We start from the raw sequence: 16,585 nt of genomic DNA on the forward strand, positions 1-16,585 counted from the left end.
GCGCCGTCCGCCCTGCCGCGGAGTGTCGGGCAGATCAGCAGGGCGGACGGCGCAAGCGAGGACCGCCGTACTGTGCGAGGGGGAGCCGGCGGTCCGGCCGCCTCCTTGAGAGGCATTTCAGTCAAGCGGCAGGGAGCGCGCCGCGACAGCGCGCACGGGCCCGCACCGCTCGCGTTCCGTTCACACCCCGTGTGAACCGCCCGTCCACTACGCTGGGCGGACCACGTTCCCGGAGGGCCCGCATGCAGCCCAACACCCTGCCCAACACGCTGCTCGACGCCCTGCTCGACGAGGCGGGCATCTCCCACGCGGGCCTCGCCGTGCGGGTCAACCAGGCCGGCCGGGCGAGGGGTCTGTCCCTGCGGTACGAGCACACGGCCGTCGCCCGCTGGCTCAAGGGCCAGCGCCCGCGCGGCCAGGTCCCCGACCTGATCTGCGAGGTGCTCGCGCAGCGGCTGCAACGCGCCCTGACCCTCGGCGACATCGGCTTCGACGTGAACGGCTCGCACGGCACCGTGCCCGGCACGCCGCTCTCCGGCTTCGTCGACCGGGCCACCGCCCTGTGGCGCTCCGACGAGCAGCAGCGTCAACACGTCATCGACGCCCCCGCCGTCACCGGCACCCCCGCCGTGATGCCGGTGTGGGAGTGGGAGAACCCCCCGGAGGACGCCGACGTCTCGCGCTCCGGCCGGACCCGGGTCTCGATGGCCGACATCACCATGCTGCGGGCGGCCCGCGCGCACTACGAGTTGATGTACCGCAGGACCGGGGGAGTGGCCACCCGCGCCCGCATCGTCGGCTTCCTCAACGCCGAGACGGCGCCGCTGCTGCGCGGCTCGTACGACGACGCACTGGGGCGGCAGTTGCACCGCGCGACCGGCGGGCTGGTGGCCGTCGCCGGGATCTGCGCGTACGACTCCGACGCCCACGGGCTCGCCCAGCGCTACTTCCACCAGGCGCTGCGGCTCGCCAAGGCCAGCGGTGACCGGGGGCTCGGCGCGTACGTGATCGCCCTGCTGGTGAACCAGTCGCTGTTCCGGTCGGAGCACCGCCAGGCCGTGGCGTTCGCGGAGGCCGCGCTGCGGGCGGCGGACGGCCGGCTCACCCCGGCGCTCGCCGCCGACCTGTACGCGATGCAGGCCAAGGCGTACGCCCACCTCGGCGACAACGCCGCGGCGCTGCGCTGCATCCGGCTGGCCGAGCGGGAGGCGGAGCGCATCCACTTCGGCGACGAGCCCGACGAGACCGGCTACGTCCAGCCCGGGCTGGTCAACGTGCAGGTCGCCGAGGCCCTGCTGAGCCTGGGGGACCTGTCGGCGGCCCGGGTGAACGCCTCCGCCGCGGCCGACACGCCCGCCCACGACCGCGGGCGGATCCACCGCCTCGCGATGCTCTGTCAGATCGAGTTGTGCCACGGCGAGGCGGACCGGGCGGCGGCGACGGCCGTGGAGATGGCCGAGCGGGCGCTCGGCATGGAGTCGCGGCGGTTGCGGGACCGGCTGCGGGCGGTGCGCGAGCACCTCCTCGCGAGCGGCAGCGCCCGCGCGCAGGAGGCCGCCGGCCTGATCGACGAAGCGCTGCGCGTACCGCTGTGAGAGCCCCGGATCCCGGCTCCCCGACGGCCGTGGCCCACCCTTGGGTTCGCCGGCGAAAAGCGCTGTTCGTCTGGCATTGTCGGTTGGCCGGTCCGTAACTGCCGGCAATTCCTTGGGGAAAGCGTGACTGCTGCGATGTTGCCACCTACTGGCCGAAAGGTGGCAGAAAAGTGCAGTGGACGAACCTCAACGAGCACACTGTGTATGAAAACCCGTGGTTCCGAGTGAACCTCGCCGATGTGGTCCTCCCCGACGGCCGGCACCTGGACCACTTCCTCATCCGGCTGCGGGCCGTCGCGGTCGCGACCGCGGTCAACGAGGAGAACGAGGTGCTGATGCTCTGGCGCCACCGCTTCATCACCGACAGCTGGGGCTGGGAGCTGGCCGCGGGCGTCGTCGAGGACGGCGAGGACGTCGAGACGGCGGCGGCCCGCGAGATGGAGGAGGAGACCGGCTGGCGGCCGGGCCCCCTCCGCCACCTGCTGACCGTCGAACCGGCCAACGGCCTCATCGACGCCCGGCACCACCTGTACTGGGCGGAGGGCGCGACCTACATCGGCCACCCGGAGGACGACTTCGAGTCCTCGCGCCGGGAGTGGGTCCCGCTGAAGGTCATCCCGGACCTCATCGCCCAAGGACAGATCCCGGCCGCCAACATGGCGGCCGGACTGCTGATGCTGCACCACATGCGGCTGGGGTAGGTCCCCACGGGTGAGGCCCGAACCGAAGCGGCGCGCGTCCGGCACCTGCTGGGCGCGCGCTCACGGACGGGCGTACGGTCTTGTCAGGCGTACGGGTAGAAGCCCGCACCCGACTTCCGGCCGAGGCGCCCCGCGTCCACCATGCGCTGGAGCAGCGGCGGAGCGGCGTACAGCGGCTCCTTGAACTCCGCGTACATCGAGTCCGCCACCGAGGCGACCGTGTCGAGGCCGATCAGGTCCGAGAGCTTCAGCGGGCCCATCGGGTGGGCGCAGCCCAGCTCCATGCCGTTGTCGATGTCCTCGCGGCTGGCGATGCCCGACTCGAACATCCGGATCGCGGAGAGCAGATACGGAATCAGCAGCGCGTTCACCACGAAGCCCGAGCGGTCCTGGGCGCGGATCGCGTGCTTGCCGAGCAGCTGCTGCACGACGGCCTCGGCGCGCTTGATCGTCTCCTCGGACGTCGTCAGGGCCGGGATCAGCTCCACGAGCTTCTGCACCGGGGCCGGGTTGAAGAAGTGGATGCCGATGACCTGGTCCGGGCGCGAGGTGGCGACGGCCAGCTTGACCAGCGGGATGGAGGAGGTGTTGGAGGCGAGGATGGCGTCCGGCCGGGTCACCACCTGGTCGAGGACCTGGAAGATCTCCGTTTTGACCTGCTCGTTCTCCACCACGGCCTCGATCACGAGGTCGCGGTCCGCGAACTCCCCGAGATCGGTGGTGAAGCTCAGTCGGTCGAGCGTCGCGTCCCGCTCCTCCTCGCTGATCTTGCCGCGCTCGGCGGCCTTCGACAGGGAGTTCTGCAGTCGGGTGCGGCCGAGCTCCAGCGCCTCACCCGTCGTCTCGGCGACCTTCACCTCCAGGCCGCTGCGGGCGCACACCTCCGCGATGCCTGCGCCCATCTGGCCACAGCCCACCACTCCGACGCGTGCAATGTCGGCCATTGAGTCCGTCACCTCGTGCCTTTCGCTGTTTCCGTGCGGGATTCCCCGTAAGGTTCCGGCGCCCGCCTCGACCCCACGACGTTACTCCGGAACCAGGTGTGGGCGGCGGGCAGGGGCGGGCAGGCTTCGGATGCGGAGCGCAACGGGGCGCGACGGAGCGAGAGGGAAACGGGCAGCACATGGGGCGCATCAGCAGAAGAGGATTCATCGCGACGGCCGGCGCGCTGGCCGGACTGGCGACGGCCGGGGACGCGGTCGCCGCCCCCGAGGGCGCCCGCGGGAGCGGCGGCGCGGGAGGGCGTGCCGCAGCGCGCGCCTTCCGCGGGACGTGGTTGGCGACCGTCGCCAACCGCGACTGGCCGTCCAAGTCGGGGCTGAGCGCCGAGAAGCAGCGCGCGGAGCTGATCGCACACCTCGACACCGCCGTCGCCCGCCGGCTGAACGCGGTCGTGTTCCAGGTCAGGCCGACCGCGGACGCGCTGTGGCCCTCCCCGTACGAACCGTGGTCGCAGTACCTGACCGGGGTGCAGGGCAAGGACCCCGGCTGGGACCCGCTGGGCACGGCCGTCACGGAGGCCCACCGCCGCGGTCTGGAGCTGCACGCGTGGTTCAACCCCTACCGGGTCGCCACCCACACCGACCCCTCCCGGCTCGCCACGACCCATCCGGCCCGGCTGAACCCGAGCTGGGTGCTGCCGTACGGCGGGAAGCTGTACTACGACCCGGGCGTTCCGGCGGTCCGCTCCTTCGTGCAGGACGCCATGGTGGACGCGGTGCGCCGGTACGCCGTCGACGGCGTCCACTTCGACGACTACTTCTACCCGTACCCCGTGGCCGGGCAGAGCTTCGGCGACGACCCCACCTTCGCCCGGCACGGCGCCGGCTTCGCCGACAAGGCGGCCTGGCGGCGGAACAACATCGACCTGCTGGTGCGGGAGATGTCCGACCGGATCAAGGAGGTGCGGGACGGGGTGTCCTTCGGGATCAGCCCGTTCGCGGTCTGGCGCAACGCGAGCACCGACTCCCGCGGCTCCGACTCCCGCGCGGGCATCGAGACCTACGACGACCTGCACGCCGACACCCGGCGCTGGGTCAAGGAGGGCTGGATCGACTACGTCGTCCCGCAGGTGTACTGGAACATCGGCTACGCCGCCGCGGACTACGCGAAGCTGATCCCCTGGTGGAACTCCCTCGTCAGCGGCACGGACGTGCACCTCTACGTCGGCGAGGCGCTCTACAAGGCCGGTGACCCGGCACAGGGCGCGCCCTGGCAGGACCCGGCGGAACTCTCCCGCCACCTGACCTTCGCGAAGAAGTACCCGCAGGTCCGCGGCCACTGCTTCTTCTCGGCGAAGGAAGTGGGCGCCGACCGCATCGGGGCGATGGCGCGCGTGGTGGCCGACCACTATCCGACGAGGGTGCTGCCGCCGACGTGACGCCGGGGGCCCGGGCCGCCTGCGTCAGGCGGGTTGTTCGTGCGGCCGGACCACGGTGTCGGGGCCCGGTGACACCAGGCACTCGTGGCCGTCGTCGTCGAAGCGGACGCGGTACGGCGGCGCGCCGTCCTCGCCCAGCACGTCGACGACCTCGGCGGTCCGGTCGTGGTGGCCCACGGTCCTGCCGTGCACCACAAGCTTGTCGCCCACGTTCGCGTGCATCGGGAGTGACCTCCTCGAAGGCGGGTGGTCCGTGTGCTTCCGAGTTTACGGCGGAGGGTCCGGCGCGCACCTTCGCGGGCGCCGTGCGGGGTGCTCAGGCGCGGGTCCGCTGGGTGACCGCGATGCACACCAGCACCGCGACGGCGGCGAGCGGCGCGGCCGGCGCCAGCGTCTCGCCCAGCAGCGCCACCGACCACACGAGCGTGAGCAGCGGCTGCGCCAGTTGGAGCTGACTGGCGCGGGGGATGCCGATCGCGGCCATGCCGCGGTACCAGACGTACAGCCCGAAGAAGGTGGAGACCAGGGCCACCCACACCAGCCCCGTCACCCCCTGCGCGCTCCAGCGCACCGGCTCCTGCGCCAGCGCCAGCACGGAGCCGACCGCGGCGAGCGGCAGGCACAGCACCAGCGCCCAGCCGATGACCTGCCAGCCCGGCATCCAGCGGGCCAGCCGGCCACCCTCGGTGTACCCGGCCGCGCACACCAGCAGGGCGGCGAAGAGGTACAGGTCGGGGCCCTGCGGTTCACCGCCGCTCTCCGCGACGGTGAAGCCGATCACCACGGCCGCGCCGGCGAGCGCCGCGAGCCAGAACGTCCGGGAGGGGCGACGACCGGTGCGTACGGCCGCGAACACCGCGGTCGTCAGCGGCAGCAGTCCCACGACCACCGTGGCGTGCGAGGTGGACGAGGACCGCAGCGCCAGGGTCGTCAGCAGCGGGAAGCCCACGACGACGCCGCCCGCGACCACGGCGAGGGGACCCCAGTGGCGGCGCTCGGGCAGCGGGACGCGCAGCGCGAGGAGGAAGCCGCCCGCGACCAGGGCCGCCAGCACGCTGCGCAGACAGACGAGGGACCACGGGCCGAAGGATTCGAGCCCCCACACCGTGGACGGGAAGGTGAGGGAGAAGGCGACGACGCCGAGCGCGGCGAGGAGCACGCCGCCGCGGGCGGACCCGTCACCCGGCGCAGCCTCCGCGGTGGCGGGGACGGTGACCGTTATCGCCGTGGAGTGAGTAGCGCTATCCTGTGCTGTCATGCATGAGCGTAGCAGTGTGGCTGATCTAGCGGAGAAGCTGAAGAAGGAGCTTGACCGCTACTCACCCGGTGGAAAGCTGCCGTCGAGCAGGGCCCTCGTCGAGCGCTACCGGGTCTCTCCCGTGACGGTCTCCCGCGCCCTCGCCCAACTCACCGCGGAGGGCCTGGTCGTCACCCGCCCGGGCGCCGGCGCCTACCGGGCCGAGCCGCGGCCCGAACTGTCGCCGGCCGGCGACACCTCCTGGCAGGAGGTCACCCTCAGCGCCTCCGTCGCCGGCGAACTCGTCCCCCGTACCGTCGACGCCTCCGGCGTCCTCGCCACCCTCGCCGCGCCCCCGACCGGCGTCGTCGAGTTCAACGGCGGATATCTGCACCCCGCGCTCCAGCCCGAGCGGGCGATGGCCGCGGCCCTGGCCCGCGCCGGCCGCCGCCCCGGCGCCTGGAGCCGCCCGCCCACCGAAGGGCTGCACGAGCTGAGGGAGTGGTTCGCCCGCGGCGTCGGCGCCACCCACACCGCGGCGGACGCGCTGATCACGGCGGGCGGACAGTCCGCGCTCACCACCGCCCTGCGCGCCCTCGCCCCGCCCGGCGCCCCCGTCCTCGTCGAGTCGCCCACCTATCCCGGGCTGCTCGCCATCGCCCGCGCCGCCGGGCTGCGGCCCGTACCCGTCCCGGTGGACGCGGACGGCGTGCGGACCGAACTCCTCGCCGCCGCCTTCCGGGCCACCGGCGCCCGTGTCTTCGTCTGCCAGCCCCTGTTCCAGAACCCGACCGGTGGGGTGCTGGCCGCCGCCCGCCGCCCCGAGGTGCTGCGGATCGCCCGCGCCGCCGGCGCGTTCGTCGTCGAGGACGACTTCGCCCGGCGACTGGTCCACGAGGACGCCGGACTGCTGCCGCGCACCCTGGCCGCCGACGACCGCGACGGCGTCGTCGTCCACGTCGGCTCCCTGACGAAGGTCTGCTCGCCCAGCCTGCGCGTGGGCGTGCTCGCGGCCCGCGGCCCGGTCCTGGAGCGGCTGCGGGCCATCCACGTCGTCGACAGCTTCTTCGTCGCCCGCCCCCTCCAGGAAGCCGCACTCGAACTGGTCGGCTCACCCGCCTGGAGCCGCCACCTGCGCTCCCTCGCCGCCGAGTTGACGGCGCGCCGCTCCGTCCTGACCGGGGCGCTCGGCTCCGCCCTGCCGCAGCTCTCCCTGCCGTACGTGCCGGCGGGCGGCTTCCACCTCTGGCTGCGGCTGCCCGAAGGCGTCGAGGAGGCCGCCCTCCAGTCCGCCGCCCTGCGCGCGGGCGTCGCGGTCGCGGGCGGCCGGCCGTACTTCGGCGCCGAACCCCCGGCCGGCCATCTGCGCCTGAGCTTCGCCGGGGTGGCCGGCCCCGGCGAGATCGCCGAGGGGGTGCGCCGACTGCGGACCGCGTACGACGAGGTCCGGGGCTGACGGCCGCGCGAAGCGGCTCAGCCGCGGGCGCGCCGGTGCGCCGCCACCCGCTCACGGGTCGCGCACCGCCGCGAGCAGTAGCGGCGCTCCGGCCCGCTGCCCACGGTGAGGAAGACGTTCTCGCAGCTCGACGAGGTGCAGACGGCGCCCGGTGGACGCTGGCGGTCCCAGAGGAGGACGGTCAGCGCCAGACACGACGACGCCACCAGCCACTCGCCCCACGGTGCCTCGTCATGTCCGTCCAGATGGGGGTGCCAGGGCGACGCGCCGCCGTGGGAGGTCAGCCGCAGCAGTCCGGTGCTCCGCGGCAGCAGGGCGTTCAGGGACTCGGCCGCGGCGTCCACGTCCCGGGCGGAGAAGACCGTACGGAGCTGCTCCGCCGCCGCACGCATCTCCACCACGTCCCGCTGCGTCAACCGCTCTACGTCGGTGTCCGTCTCGCCGTGCGCCCGCAACACCCCAGCGATCGCGTCCGGAGTGGGATCGTCACAGCTCAGGGCATTGATCAGGGCGGCGGTGCGGTCCGCCATCGCCTGGACCGAGTGCCGCGCCGACCAGATTCCGCTCGTGGTGGCCATATGGTCGAACGTACCGCATGTAACGCAACTAGCGAATGATTGAGTTACCTCCGTAACGTGCTGGGCATGCTGAAGCGTTACGGAATCGGGCTGGCGGGCTACACCACGGGCGCGGCGGCGGCCCGCACCGGAGACGAGATGTCCGGCCCCGCCCTGCTGCTCGCCGGACTCGCTGCCACCGGATCGGCCGCCACTGCCTCCGCGCTCCTCGCCGGCGTCACCATCGCCGCCGCCGTCGGCGGCCCGCTCCTCGGCGCCCTCCTCGACCGCGCCACCCGCCCCGGCCGGCTGCTGTCGGCCGCGCTCGCCGGCTACGCCGCGGCGCTCCTCGTCGTCCTCGGCTGCCTCGGCCGCGTCCCGATCGCCCTCACCCTCGCCGTCGCCGTCCTCGCCGGACTCCTCGGGCCCGCCCTCGCCGGCGGCTGGACCTCCCAACTGCCCCGGGTCGTCAACCCGCGGACCCTGCCCCGGGCGAACGCGTACGACGCGATGACCTTCAACGCGGCCGGACTCGTCGGCCCCGCGCTCGCCGGCCTCACCGCACACCTCGCCGGCGCGAACGCCGCCGTCGTCGTCTCGGCCGCGCTGGTCGCCCTCGCCCTGCCCGTCGCGCTGGCACTGCCGCCGCGGACCGACCGGGCCGCCACCGACGGCGCGACCGGGCCCATCCGCGCGGACCTGGCGGCCGGGTTCCGCGCGATCGTACGGATCCCTCCGCTCGCCCGCGCGACCACGACCTCCGTCATCTCCTGCGCGGGACAGGGCATGCTCGTCGCCTGCGCCCCGCTCCTCGGGCACCAGGCGCTCGGCGGCACCGGCCAAGGCACCGTCCTGCTCTCCCTCGTCGCCTTCGCAGCGCTCGCCGCCAACGCCCTGCTCGCCCGGCGTCCCGCCCCCCTGAGCCCGGACGCGGTCGTCGGCTGGAGCACGGCCGTCCTCGCCCTCGCCCTCGCGCTCGCCGCCACCGTCCACCCCGTCGCGGTCCTCGCCGCCGCCGTCCTGCTCGGCGCCGCCGAAGGGCCGCAGCTCACCGCCGTGTTCGCGATCCGCCACCGCGAGGCGCCGCAGCGCCTGCGCGGCCAGATCTTCACCACCGGCGCGAGCGCGAAACTGAGCGGCTTCGCCGTCGGCGCCGCCGCGGCCGGCCCCCTCGCCACCCGCTCCCTGTCCCTCGCACTGCTGACCGCCGCGGCCGTCCAACTGCTCGCCCTCCTCTGCCACGCCGCCTGGCGCCGTCCCGACCCGTTCGGCCCTCATCGGTCGTCCGCCGACGCCCCCTCGCAGAGGTTCGACGCGCAGGGGGCAAGAGAGACAGGGGAGGGCGGGCGTACGGGAGTGGCCGGTGAACGCTGACGTGCCAGCTGGCGGACGGGGCGACGTCGCACAAGAGCGGGCCGGCCTCGACCGACGACGCTTCCTGGGCGCCGCCGGGGCCGCCGGCATCGCCGCAGCGACCGCCGCCTGCGACACCCCGGGCGACGGCCCGACCGGCACCGCCCGGCCGACGACCGCGCCCCCGTCAGCCGAAGCCGCCGAGCGCGGTCTTGCCGGCAACGCCGACTGGCGCCTGCGCTCCACCGGCCCGCCCGACGCCGTCGAGGGCTACCCGGACCAGATCAGCGTCCTGCCGGGGGAGCGGTTCGGCCTGCACGTGTCCACCACGGCACCCGGCTTCACCGTCTCCGCGTGCCGCATCGGCTGGTACGGCGGGGCCGGCGCCCGCCTCGACTGGCGCTCGCCCCGGACGGCCGGCCGGCGCCAGCCCCCGGGCCGCCTGACCGACGCCACCCGCACCGTGCGCGCGGACTGGGCGCGCACCACGGACGTGGCCACCGAAGGCTGGCCGCCGGGCGCGTACCTGCTACGACTGGACGCCGAGAACGGCCGCCAGCGCTACGTCCCCCTCGTCGTCCGCTCCCCGAGCGCCGCCGGCCGCACCGTCGTGATGCACGCCGTCGCCACCTGGCAGGCGTACAACACCTGGGGCGGCCACGACCTCGACCGGGGCGAGGACGGCGCCCCGGGGAACGTCCGCACCGTGGTCTGCTACAAGACCGCCCACCGGGACGATCCGCATCTCGCGACCCACCCGGCCCTGCCGACGAACGACTTCCGCCAACCGCCCGCGGCCGACCCCGAATCCCCGCCCACCGGAGTCCTCTACGAGGGCTACCCCACCGACGCCCCCTACGTCGTGCACGCCGCCGACCACTGGCTCTTCGCCGGGACCGGGGTGCGCGCCGGGGACCGCTTCGACCACCTGGTCGGCGTGGAGTACGACCGCGTCACCCCCGGCATGCCCACCCCGCGACCGCTGGAGATCATCAGCCACTCGCCCCTCGTCTGCAACGGTCGCACCAGCCATGCGGACTCCGCCTCCTACACGACGGCCAGCGGCGCCGGCGTCTTCGCCACCGGGACGATGCGCTGGGTCGAGGCCCTGATGGCGGGGACGCTGGAGAACGGCCGCAACCACGGCATGGACTCCCGCACCGGCGCCTTCGTCACCCGCACCACCGAGAACCTGCTGCGCGTCTTCGCCGAGGGCCCGGCGGCCACGCACCGCCCGCAGCCCCGGGACAACGTCACGGCGGTGTACGCGACCTGAGCCGGCGCCCCCGTCACGCCCGTGCCGGGGCCCGGGAGCTACGGCCGGCGCACCACCAGCCGGGACACCTCGTACGACATCTCCGAGACCCCCGGGTCCGGCGCCGGGTGGTAACGCCCGGCGCACACCGAGAGGTTCACGATCAGATACGCCCGCCAGCGCCGCCCCACGCCCCGGTGGTCGTCGTACACCCGCTGTCCGTTGACCCACCACACGACCGACCGCGACCCCAGCTCGACCGTCAGGTCCACCCAGGCGCCGGGCGCGATCGCCGGATCCCGGTGGTAGCGCTGGCCGCCGCGCACCCGGTTCGACAGCTCCAGCAGATCCGGATTGTCCGGGTGGTACTCGAAGACGTCGATCTCCTGACCCCCGTCCGCCCACGTCCAGATCGCCGGCCACGCCCCCGTCTCCGTCGGCAGCCGCACCCGCGCCTCCAGGACGTCGCCGGCGCGCAGCGCGAACCCCTCGTCGCTGCCCTCCGTGGTGAGCAACCCGGCGTCCCACAGGCCGTCCGGCCGCAGGGTGGCCCGGAAGACCCCGCCGCGGCTGTACGCAGGATCGGCCACCAGATGATCCAGCTTGTTGTCCCCCGGATTGACCGGGCCGCCGCCGGGGTACGCCCAGGAGCGCCCGGCCACCCACTGCGTGCTGGACCCGAAGTCCGCGGTGAAGACCGGATCCCCACCACCCGGTCCTGCCCCGCTCCTCCCGCTCGACTCGCTCCACCGCTTCCTGAGTCTGCTGAGTCCGTCGAGGAATCCCGTCAACACGTCCCACCTCCCGGCACGGGCGCTCTCGCACCGGGTTCTGCCCGTGCCCCGTGCACCCATGCCGGAACCTTCACTGCATGACACGAATTGGTGACACAAGGCCATGAATTCCGGGGTGCGTTCTGCAGCGGTGAGACCGAGTTGCCGATCTGGCCCTTCAACGCTGGAGTCGGCCCACAGGGTCGAGTCGAAGCGTGGTGGGTGTCATCTGCGGCATCGGCTGACCTGCATCTCGACCGGGCGAAGCAGGGCGGTCGTCACCGGGGCGGCGCGCTGCCCGTCACCAGCAGCGGGCGCAGCAGGATCGGTGTCACCGCAGACCGGCGGCGCCCCCGACCCTCTTCAGCGCGGAGTCGAGCGCGTCCACCACGGTGTTGTGCCGCTTCGCGCGCGCGGCCTGGTCCGCCGGCACCAGCCGCGCGGCGGTCTGCACGGCATGGGCGTCCGGGTCGCCGAAGGCGGTCCGCGGGTGCTCTCCCGTCTCCGAGCAGTGCGCCGTGACCTCCTTGACCGCCTGGAGTACGACGGCGCGGTCCACGCCCGGCTGCATGGCCAGCCGTACCTGGAAACGCGCCATCCACTTCTCGCGGTCCTTCTCCGCCGGCTCGTCCGCCTTCCGGTCCTTCTTCGCCACGTGCTCTCCCTGGTGGTCGGCGGCCGTCTGTCATGGAGGTGGACGCCGTGGCGCGGCAATGGGTTGCGGAGGTGGGGATTCCGGTGGGTTGCAGGCGGCGGCCGGGGGCCGCACTGGCTCCGCGGGGGCTTCTGCCGTGCGAGTGATTGCATAACACTGCGGTGCTGCGTATAGTCATGCCATGGTCGAGGAGGGTTCAATGGCGGGTTCGACAGTGGTGCGGGCGGCAGTGGCCGGCGCCAGTGGCTATGCGGGCGGGGAGCTGCTGAGGCTGCTGCTCGTGCATCCGGGCGTCGAGATAGGCGCGCTCACCGGCCATGCGAATGCGGGGCAGGCGCTGGGCGGTCTCCAGCCGCATCTGCTGCCGCTCGCCGGCCGGGTGCTCCAGCCGACGACGAGCGAGGTGCTCGCCGGGCACGACGTCGTGTTCCTCGCGCTGCCGCACGGCCAGTCCGCCGCGGTCGCCGAGCAGCTCGGTGACGCGGCCCTGGTGATCGACATGGGCGCCGACTTCCGGCTGGAGTCGGCCGCCGCATGGGAGAAGTTCTACGGATCGCCCCACGCCGGGACCTGGCCGTACGGGCTGCCGGAGCTGCCCGGCGGCCGGAGCGCGCTCACCGGCGCGCGGCGGATCGCGGTGCCCGGGTGCTACCCCACCGCGGTGTCCCTGGCTCTCTTCCCGGCGTACGCGGCGGGTCTCGCCGAGCCCGAGGCCGTGATCACCGCGGCCTCCGGCACCTCCGGAGCGGGCAAGGCGCCCAAGCCGCATCTGCTGGGGTCCGAGGTCATGGGCTCCATGAGTCCGTACGGGGTCGGCGGCGCCCACCGCCACACCCCCGAGATGGTGCAGAACCTGAGCGCGGTCGCGGGGGAGCCGGTCACGGTCTCCTTCACGCCGACGCTCGCCCCCATGCCCCGCGGCATCCTCGCCACCTGCTCGGCCAAGGCCAAGCCCGGCACCACGGCCCAGACCGTCCGCGCGGCGTACGAGAAGGCGCTGGCCGACGAGCCGTTCGTCCATCTGCTGCCCGAGGGCCAGTGGCCGGCGACCGGGTCCGTCCAGGGCTCCAACGCCGTCCACATCCAGGTCGCACACGACGCCGCCGCCGACCGGATCATCGCCATCAGCGCGATCGACAACCTCACCAAGGGCACCGCGGGCGCCGCGGTGCAGAGCATGAACATCGCCCTCGGACTCCCCGAGGAGACCGGGCTGTCCACCATCGGCGTGGCCCCGTGACCCTCCGCTCGCCCCGCTCCGTAGCCCGTCGGGCCACCGCGGCCACCCCCCAGACCGTCACCGAGACCACCACCGCGACAAAGGAGACCCAGTGAGCGTCACCGCAGCGCAAGGATTCACCGCCGCGGGCATCGCGGCCGGAATCAAGGAGAGCGGCGCCCCGGACCTGGCCCTCGTGGTCAACACCGGGCCCAGCCGCGCCGCCGCGGGCGTCTTCACCTCGAACCGCGTCAAGGCCGCCCCCGTCCTGTGGTCCGAGCAGGTGCTGAAGGGCGGCCAGGTCACCGCCGTCGTGCTCAACTCCGGCGGAGCCAACGCCTGCACCGGCCCCAAGGGCTTCCAGGACACCCACGCCACCGCCGAGAAGGTCGCCGAAGCCCTCGGCGGACACAACTCCGGCGAGGTCGCCGTCGCCTCCACCGGGCTGATCGGGACCCTGCTGCCGATGGAGAAGCTGCTCCCCGGCGTGGACACGGCCGTCGCCCAGCTCAGCGAACACGGCGGCGAGAAGGCGGCCATCGCCATCAAGACCACCGACACCGTCCACAAGACCTCCGTGCACCAGGGCGAGGGCTGGACCGTCGGCGGCATGGCCAAGGGCGCCGGCATGCTCGCCCCCGGCCTCGCCACCATGCTCGTCGTCCTCACCACCGACGCCGACGTGGACTCCGCCACCCTGGACCGCGCCCTGCGGGGCGCCACCCGCCTCACCTTCGACCGGATCGACTCCGACGGCTGCATGTCGACCAACGACACCGTGCTCCTGCTGGCCTCCGGCGCCGCCGGCACCACCCCGGAGTACGACGACTTCGCCGCCGGCGTCCGGGCCGTCTGCGACGACCTCGCCCGCCAGCTCATCGGCGACGCCGAAGGCGCCTCCAAGGACATCCGCATCGAGGTCGTCGGCGCCGCCACCGAGGCCGACGCGGTCGAGGTCGGCCGCTCCATCGCCCGTAACAACCTCCTGAAGTGCGCCATCCACGGCGAGGACCCGAACTGGGGCCGGGTGCTCTCCGCCATCGGCACCACCAGCGCCGCCTTCGAGCCCGACGAGCTCAATGTCGCGATCAACGGCATCTGGGTCTGCAAGAACGGCTCCGTCGGCGAGGACCGCGACCTCGTCGACATGCGCTTCCGCGAGGTCGCGATCACCGCCGACCTCGCCGCCGGCACCGAGTCCGCGGTGATCTGGGCCAACGACCTCACCGCCGACTACGTCCACGAGAACAGCGCGTACAGCTCATGAGCGACCACAAGAACCCGACCCGCAGCTCCGGCGCCGCCAGCGCCCGGAAGCACACCGCGCTACCCAAGGCGCAGACCCTCATCGAGGCTCTGCCCTGGCTGACCCGCCACTACGGCAAGACCGTCGTCATCAAGTTCGGCGGCAACGCCATGGTCGACGAGGACCTCAAGGCCGCCTTCGCCCAGGACGTCGTCTTCCTGCGGCACGCCGGCCTCCGGCCCGTCGTGGTCCACGGCGGTGGCCCGCAGATCACCGCCCAGCTCGACCGGCACGGTCTGGAGAGCGAGTTCAAGGCGGGCCTGCGCGTCACCTCGCCCGAGGCGATGGACGTCGTCCGCATGGTGCTGGCCGGCCAGGTGCAGCGCGAGCTCGTCGGCCTCCTCAACGAACACGGCCCGCTCGCCGTCGGCATCACCGGCGAGGACGGCCACACCATAACCGCCACCAAGCACCGGCCGACGATCGACGGACAGCCCGTCGACATCGGCCGCGTCGGAGAGATCAGCGCGATCGACACCGGGGTCATCACCGCACTCCTGGAGGACGGCCGGATCCCCGTCGTCTCCTCGATCGCCCGTGCGGAGGACGACGGGCATGTCTACAACGTCAATGCTGATACGGCGGCTGCGGCACTCGCTGCGGGCCTGGGGGCGGAGACGCTGATGGTCCTCACCGACGTCGAGGGCCTGTACGAGGACTGGCCGCACAGCGACGAGGTGATCAGCCGACTCACCGCCACCGAGCTGGAGAAGCTGCTTCCCGACCTCTCCAGCGGCATGGTCCCCAAGATGGAGGGCTGTCTGCACGCCGTGCGCAACGGCGTCACCACCGCGCGCGTCATCGACGGCCGGGTGCCGCACTCCATCCTGCTGGAGATCTTCACCGACTCGGGAATCGGCACGATGGTCGTGCCCGACGGACAGGCGCCGGCCGGCGCCCAGGGGGACCAATGACGAACGAGGAGCACGTCCAGCGCTGGCAGGACGTCATGACCGACAACTACGGCACTCCGGCCGTCGCCCTCACCGACGGCGCGGGCGCCACCCTCCGGGACGCCGACGGCACCACGTACACCGACTTCGTCGGCGGCATCGCGGTGAACGCCCTGGGCCACGCCCACCCCGCGGTCGTCGAGGCCGTCACCCGCCAGATCTCCTCCCTCGGCCATGTCTCCAACCTGTACGTCGCCGAGCCCGCCGTCGCCCTCGCCGAACGGCTCGTCCAGCTCGCCGGCCGCCCCGGCCGCGTCTTCTTCTGCAACTCCGGCGCCGAAGCCAACGAAGCTGCGTTCAAGATCGGCCGGCTGACGGGCCGTCGACACATGGTCGCCACCCAGGGCGGCTTCCACGGCCGGACCATGGGCGCCCTCGCCCTCACCGGACAGCCCGGCAAGCAGGAGCCGTTCCTGCCGCTGCCCGGCGACGTCACCCACGTGCCGTACGGAGACGTCGAAGCCCTGCGCGCCGCGGTCACCGAAGAGACCGCCTTCGTCATCATCGAGCCCATCCAGGGTGAGAACGGCGTGGTCACCCCGCCCAAGGGATATCTGACCGCAGCGCGGGAGATCACCCGGGCCACCGGCACCCTCCTCGTCCTCGACGAGGTCCAGACCGGCATCGGACGGACCGGCCACTGGTTCGCCGCCCAGGCCGAGGGCGTCGAAGCTGACGTCGTCACCCTCGCCAAGGCCCTCGGCGGCGGACTGCCCCTCGGCGCGACGCTCGTCTTCGGCCCGGCCGCCGACCTGTTGAAGCCCGGTCAGCACGGCACCACCTTCGGCGGGAACCCGGTCGCCTGCGCCGCCGGACTCGCCGTCCTCGACACCATCGCCGCCGAAGGGATCCTCGACGAGGTCAAGCGGCTCGGGGAGAAGATCCGCGACGGCGTCGAATCCCTCGGCCACCCGCTGGTCTCCCATGTCCGCGGTGCCGGACTGCTGCTGGGTATCGTGCTCAGGAAGCCGCTCGCGCCCCAGGTGCAGAAGGCGGCTCAGAGCGCCGGGTTCCTGGTCAACGTCCCCGCCCCCGATGTCGTACGGCTGATGCCGCCCCTGACGATCGGTGAGGAGGCTGTGGACGCGTTCCTCCAGGCACTGCCCGGCGTGCTGGACGACGCGGAAGGACGGAACGGGGAATGA

The 16,585-nt window shown here is 73.2% G+C and carries 16 protein-coding genes; 10 read left to right on the forward strand and 6 right to left on the reverse strand.

Features of this window, described 5'->3' with window-relative positions; all coding sequences use genetic code 11:
- Positions 1-242 precede the first annotated feature (242 nt).
- Positions 243-1,595, forward strand: coding sequence for a transcriptional regulator (locus AB0E05_RS05060; protein WP_361958914.1), 1,353 nt, complete (start codon positions 243-245; stop codon positions 1,593-1,595).
- A 170-nt stretch (positions 1,596-1,765) separates the two neighbouring features.
- Positions 1,766-2,296 carry an NUDIX hydrolase gene (locus AB0E05_RS05065; protein WP_361958917.1) on the forward strand — a complete coding sequence of 177 codons (531 nt, stop codon included), beginning with the start codon at positions 1,766-1,768 and terminating at the stop codon, positions 2,294-2,296.
- Positions 2,297-2,379: 83 nt separating this feature from the next.
- On the opposite strand, the gene AB0E05_RS05070 is transcribed toward AB0E05_RS05065, so the two are convergent.
- Positions 2,380-3,240 (reverse strand): 3-hydroxybutyryl-CoA dehydrogenase, encoded by an 861-nt coding sequence (locus tag AB0E05_RS05070; protein ID WP_361958920.1) that lies wholly within the window; start codon positions 3,238-3,240, stop codon positions 2,380-2,382.
- A 179-nt stretch (positions 3,241-3,419) separates the two neighbouring features.
- On the opposite strand from AB0E05_RS05070, the gene AB0E05_RS05075 reads away from it, so the two are divergent.
- A complete protein-coding gene (locus AB0E05_RS05075) occupies positions 3,420-4,676 on the forward strand; it encodes a family 10 glycosylhydrolase (protein ID WP_361958923.1) in 1,257 nt (418 codons plus the stop codon).
- A 24-nt stretch (positions 4,677-4,700) separates the two neighbouring features.
- Here AB0E05_RS05075 and AB0E05_RS05080 read toward each other — a convergent pair whose 3' ends face one another.
- On the reverse strand, positions 4,701-4,898 hold the full coding sequence (locus AB0E05_RS05080) for a DUF1918 domain-containing protein (RefSeq protein WP_361958926.1): 198 nt from the start codon (positions 4,896-4,898) through the stop codon (positions 4,701-4,703).
- Between the two features lie 94 nt (positions 4,899-4,992).
- On the reverse strand, positions 4,993-5,934 hold the full coding sequence (locus tag AB0E05_RS05085; protein WP_361958929.1) for a DMT family transporter: 942 nt from the start codon (positions 5,932-5,934) through the stop codon (positions 4,993-4,995).
- Between AB0E05_RS05085 and AB0E05_RS05090 the strand changes: the two genes are divergently transcribed.
- On the forward strand, positions 5,933-7,369 hold the full coding sequence (locus AB0E05_RS05090) for a PLP-dependent aminotransferase family protein (RefSeq protein WP_361958932.1): 1,437 nt from the start codon (positions 5,933-5,935) through the stop codon (positions 7,367-7,369). The two genes, AB0E05_RS05085 and AB0E05_RS05090, sit on opposite strands and share 2 nt — an antisense overlap.
- Before the next feature lie 17 nt (positions 7,370-7,386).
- Here the strand turns inward: AB0E05_RS05090 and AB0E05_RS05095 are convergent, their stop codons facing one another.
- A complete protein-coding gene (locus tag AB0E05_RS05095; RefSeq protein WP_361958935.1) occupies positions 7,387-7,947 on the reverse strand; it encodes a CGNR zinc finger domain-containing protein in 561 nt (186 codons plus the stop codon).
- 66 nt (positions 7,948-8,013) lie between these two features.
- Here AB0E05_RS05095 and AB0E05_RS05100 point away from each other — a divergent pair, with 66 nt between their 5' ends.
- Together AB0E05_RS05100 and AB0E05_RS05105 are read left to right on the forward strand one after the other, a co-directional pair.
- Positions 8,014-9,300 carry an MFS transporter gene (locus AB0E05_RS05100; RefSeq protein ID WP_361958938.1) on the forward strand — a complete coding sequence of 429 codons (1,287 nt, stop codon included), beginning with the start codon at positions 8,014-8,016 and terminating at the stop codon, positions 9,298-9,300.
- On the forward strand, positions 9,290-10,555 hold the full coding sequence (locus tag AB0E05_RS05105) for a N,N-dimethylformamidase beta subunit family domain-containing protein (RefSeq protein ID WP_361958941.1): 1,266 nt from the start codon (positions 9,290-9,292) through the stop codon (positions 10,553-10,555). The genes AB0E05_RS05100 and AB0E05_RS05105 overlap by 11 nt, the downstream gene beginning before the upstream one ends.
- Positions 10,556-10,593: 38 nt before the next feature.
- On the opposite strand, the gene AB0E05_RS05110 is transcribed toward AB0E05_RS05105, so the two are convergent.
- Both AB0E05_RS05110 and AB0E05_RS05115 read right to left on the reverse strand, forming a co-directional pair.
- A complete protein-coding gene (locus AB0E05_RS05110; RefSeq protein WP_361959111.1) occupies positions 10,594-11,196 on the reverse strand; it encodes a beta-glucanase in 603 nt (200 codons plus the stop codon).
- A gap of 442 nt (positions 11,197-11,638) precedes the next feature.
- A complete protein-coding gene (locus AB0E05_RS05115) occupies positions 11,639-11,962 on the reverse strand; it encodes a hypothetical protein (protein WP_361958944.1) in 324 nt (107 codons plus the stop codon).
- A 199-nt stretch (positions 11,963-12,161) separates the two neighbouring features.
- Between AB0E05_RS05115 and argC the strand changes: the two genes are divergently transcribed.
- The 4 genes from argC (at position 12,162) to AB0E05_RS05135 (ending at position 16,585) form a co-directional block, all read left to right on the forward strand.
- On the forward strand, positions 12,162-13,202 hold the full coding sequence (gene argC / locus AB0E05_RS05120) for an N-acetyl-gamma-glutamyl-phosphate reductase (protein ID WP_361958947.1): 1,041 nt from the start codon (positions 12,162-12,164) through the stop codon (positions 13,200-13,202).
- A 91-nt stretch (positions 13,203-13,293) separates the two neighbouring features.
- Positions 13,294-14,448, forward strand: a complete 1,155-nt coding sequence (argJ, locus tag AB0E05_RS05125; RefSeq protein ID WP_361958950.1) for a bifunctional glutamate N-acetyltransferase/amino-acid acetyltransferase ArgJ — start codon at positions 13,294-13,296, stop codon at positions 14,446-14,448.
- Entirely contained in the window at positions 14,445-15,401 is a 957-nt protein-coding gene (argB, locus tag AB0E05_RS05130; protein ID WP_361958953.1) for an acetylglutamate kinase, read from the forward strand. The genes argJ and argB overlap by 4 nt, the downstream gene beginning before the upstream one ends.
- Complete coding sequence (locus AB0E05_RS05135) at positions 15,398-16,585, forward strand: acetylornithine transaminase (protein ID WP_361958956.1); 1,188 nt, start codon at positions 15,398-15,400, stop codon at positions 16,583-16,585. The genes argB and AB0E05_RS05135 overlap by 4 nt, the downstream gene beginning before the upstream one ends.

This window comes from Streptomyces sp. NPDC048057 (assembly GCF_040653095.1).
Lineage (GTDB): Bacteria > Actinomycetota > Actinomycetes > Streptomycetales > Streptomycetaceae > Streptomyces.

Bases quoted from the DNA above. Each gene is read 5' to 3' on its own strand.
- AB0E05_RS05080 (WP_361958926.1), bottom strand. From the start codon at position 4,898: ATGCACGCGAACGTGGGCGACAAGCTTGTGGTGCACGGCAGGACCGTG.
- argC (WP_361958947.1), top strand. From the start codon at position 12,162: ATGGCGGGTTCGACAGTGGTGCGGGCGGCAGTGGCCGGCGCCAGTGGC.
- argB (WP_361958953.1), top strand. From the start codon at position 14,445: ATGAGCGACCACAAGAACCCGACCCGCAGCTCCGGCGCCGCCAGCGCC.
- AB0E05_RS05135 (WP_361958956.1), top strand. From the start codon at position 15,398: ATGACGAACGAGGAGCACGTCCAGCGCTGGCAGGACGTCATGACCGAC.
- AB0E05_RS05085 (WP_361958929.1), bottom strand. From the start codon at position 5,934: ATGACAGCACAGGATAGCGCTACTCACTCCACGGCGATAACGGTCACC.
- AB0E05_RS05090 (WP_361958932.1), top strand. From the start codon at position 5,933: ATGCATGAGCGTAGCAGTGTGGCTGATCTAGCGGAGAAGCTGAAGAAG.
- AB0E05_RS05070 (WP_361958920.1), bottom strand. From the start codon at position 3,240: ATGGCCGACATTGCACGCGTCGGAGTGGTGGGCTGTGGCCAGATGGGC.
- AB0E05_RS05075 (WP_361958923.1), top strand. From the start codon at position 3,420: ATGGGGCGCATCAGCAGAAGAGGATTCATCGCGACGGCCGGCGCGCTG.
- AB0E05_RS05060 (WP_361958914.1), top strand. From the start codon at position 243: ATGCAGCCCAACACCCTGCCCAACACGCTGCTCGACGCCCTGCTCGAC.
- AB0E05_RS05095 (WP_361958935.1), bottom strand. From the start codon at position 7,947: ATGGCCACCACGAGCGGAATCTGGTCGGCGCGGCACTCGGTCCAGGCG.
- AB0E05_RS05100 (WP_361958938.1), top strand. From the start codon at position 8,014: ATGCTGAAGCGTTACGGAATCGGGCTGGCGGGCTACACCACGGGCGCG.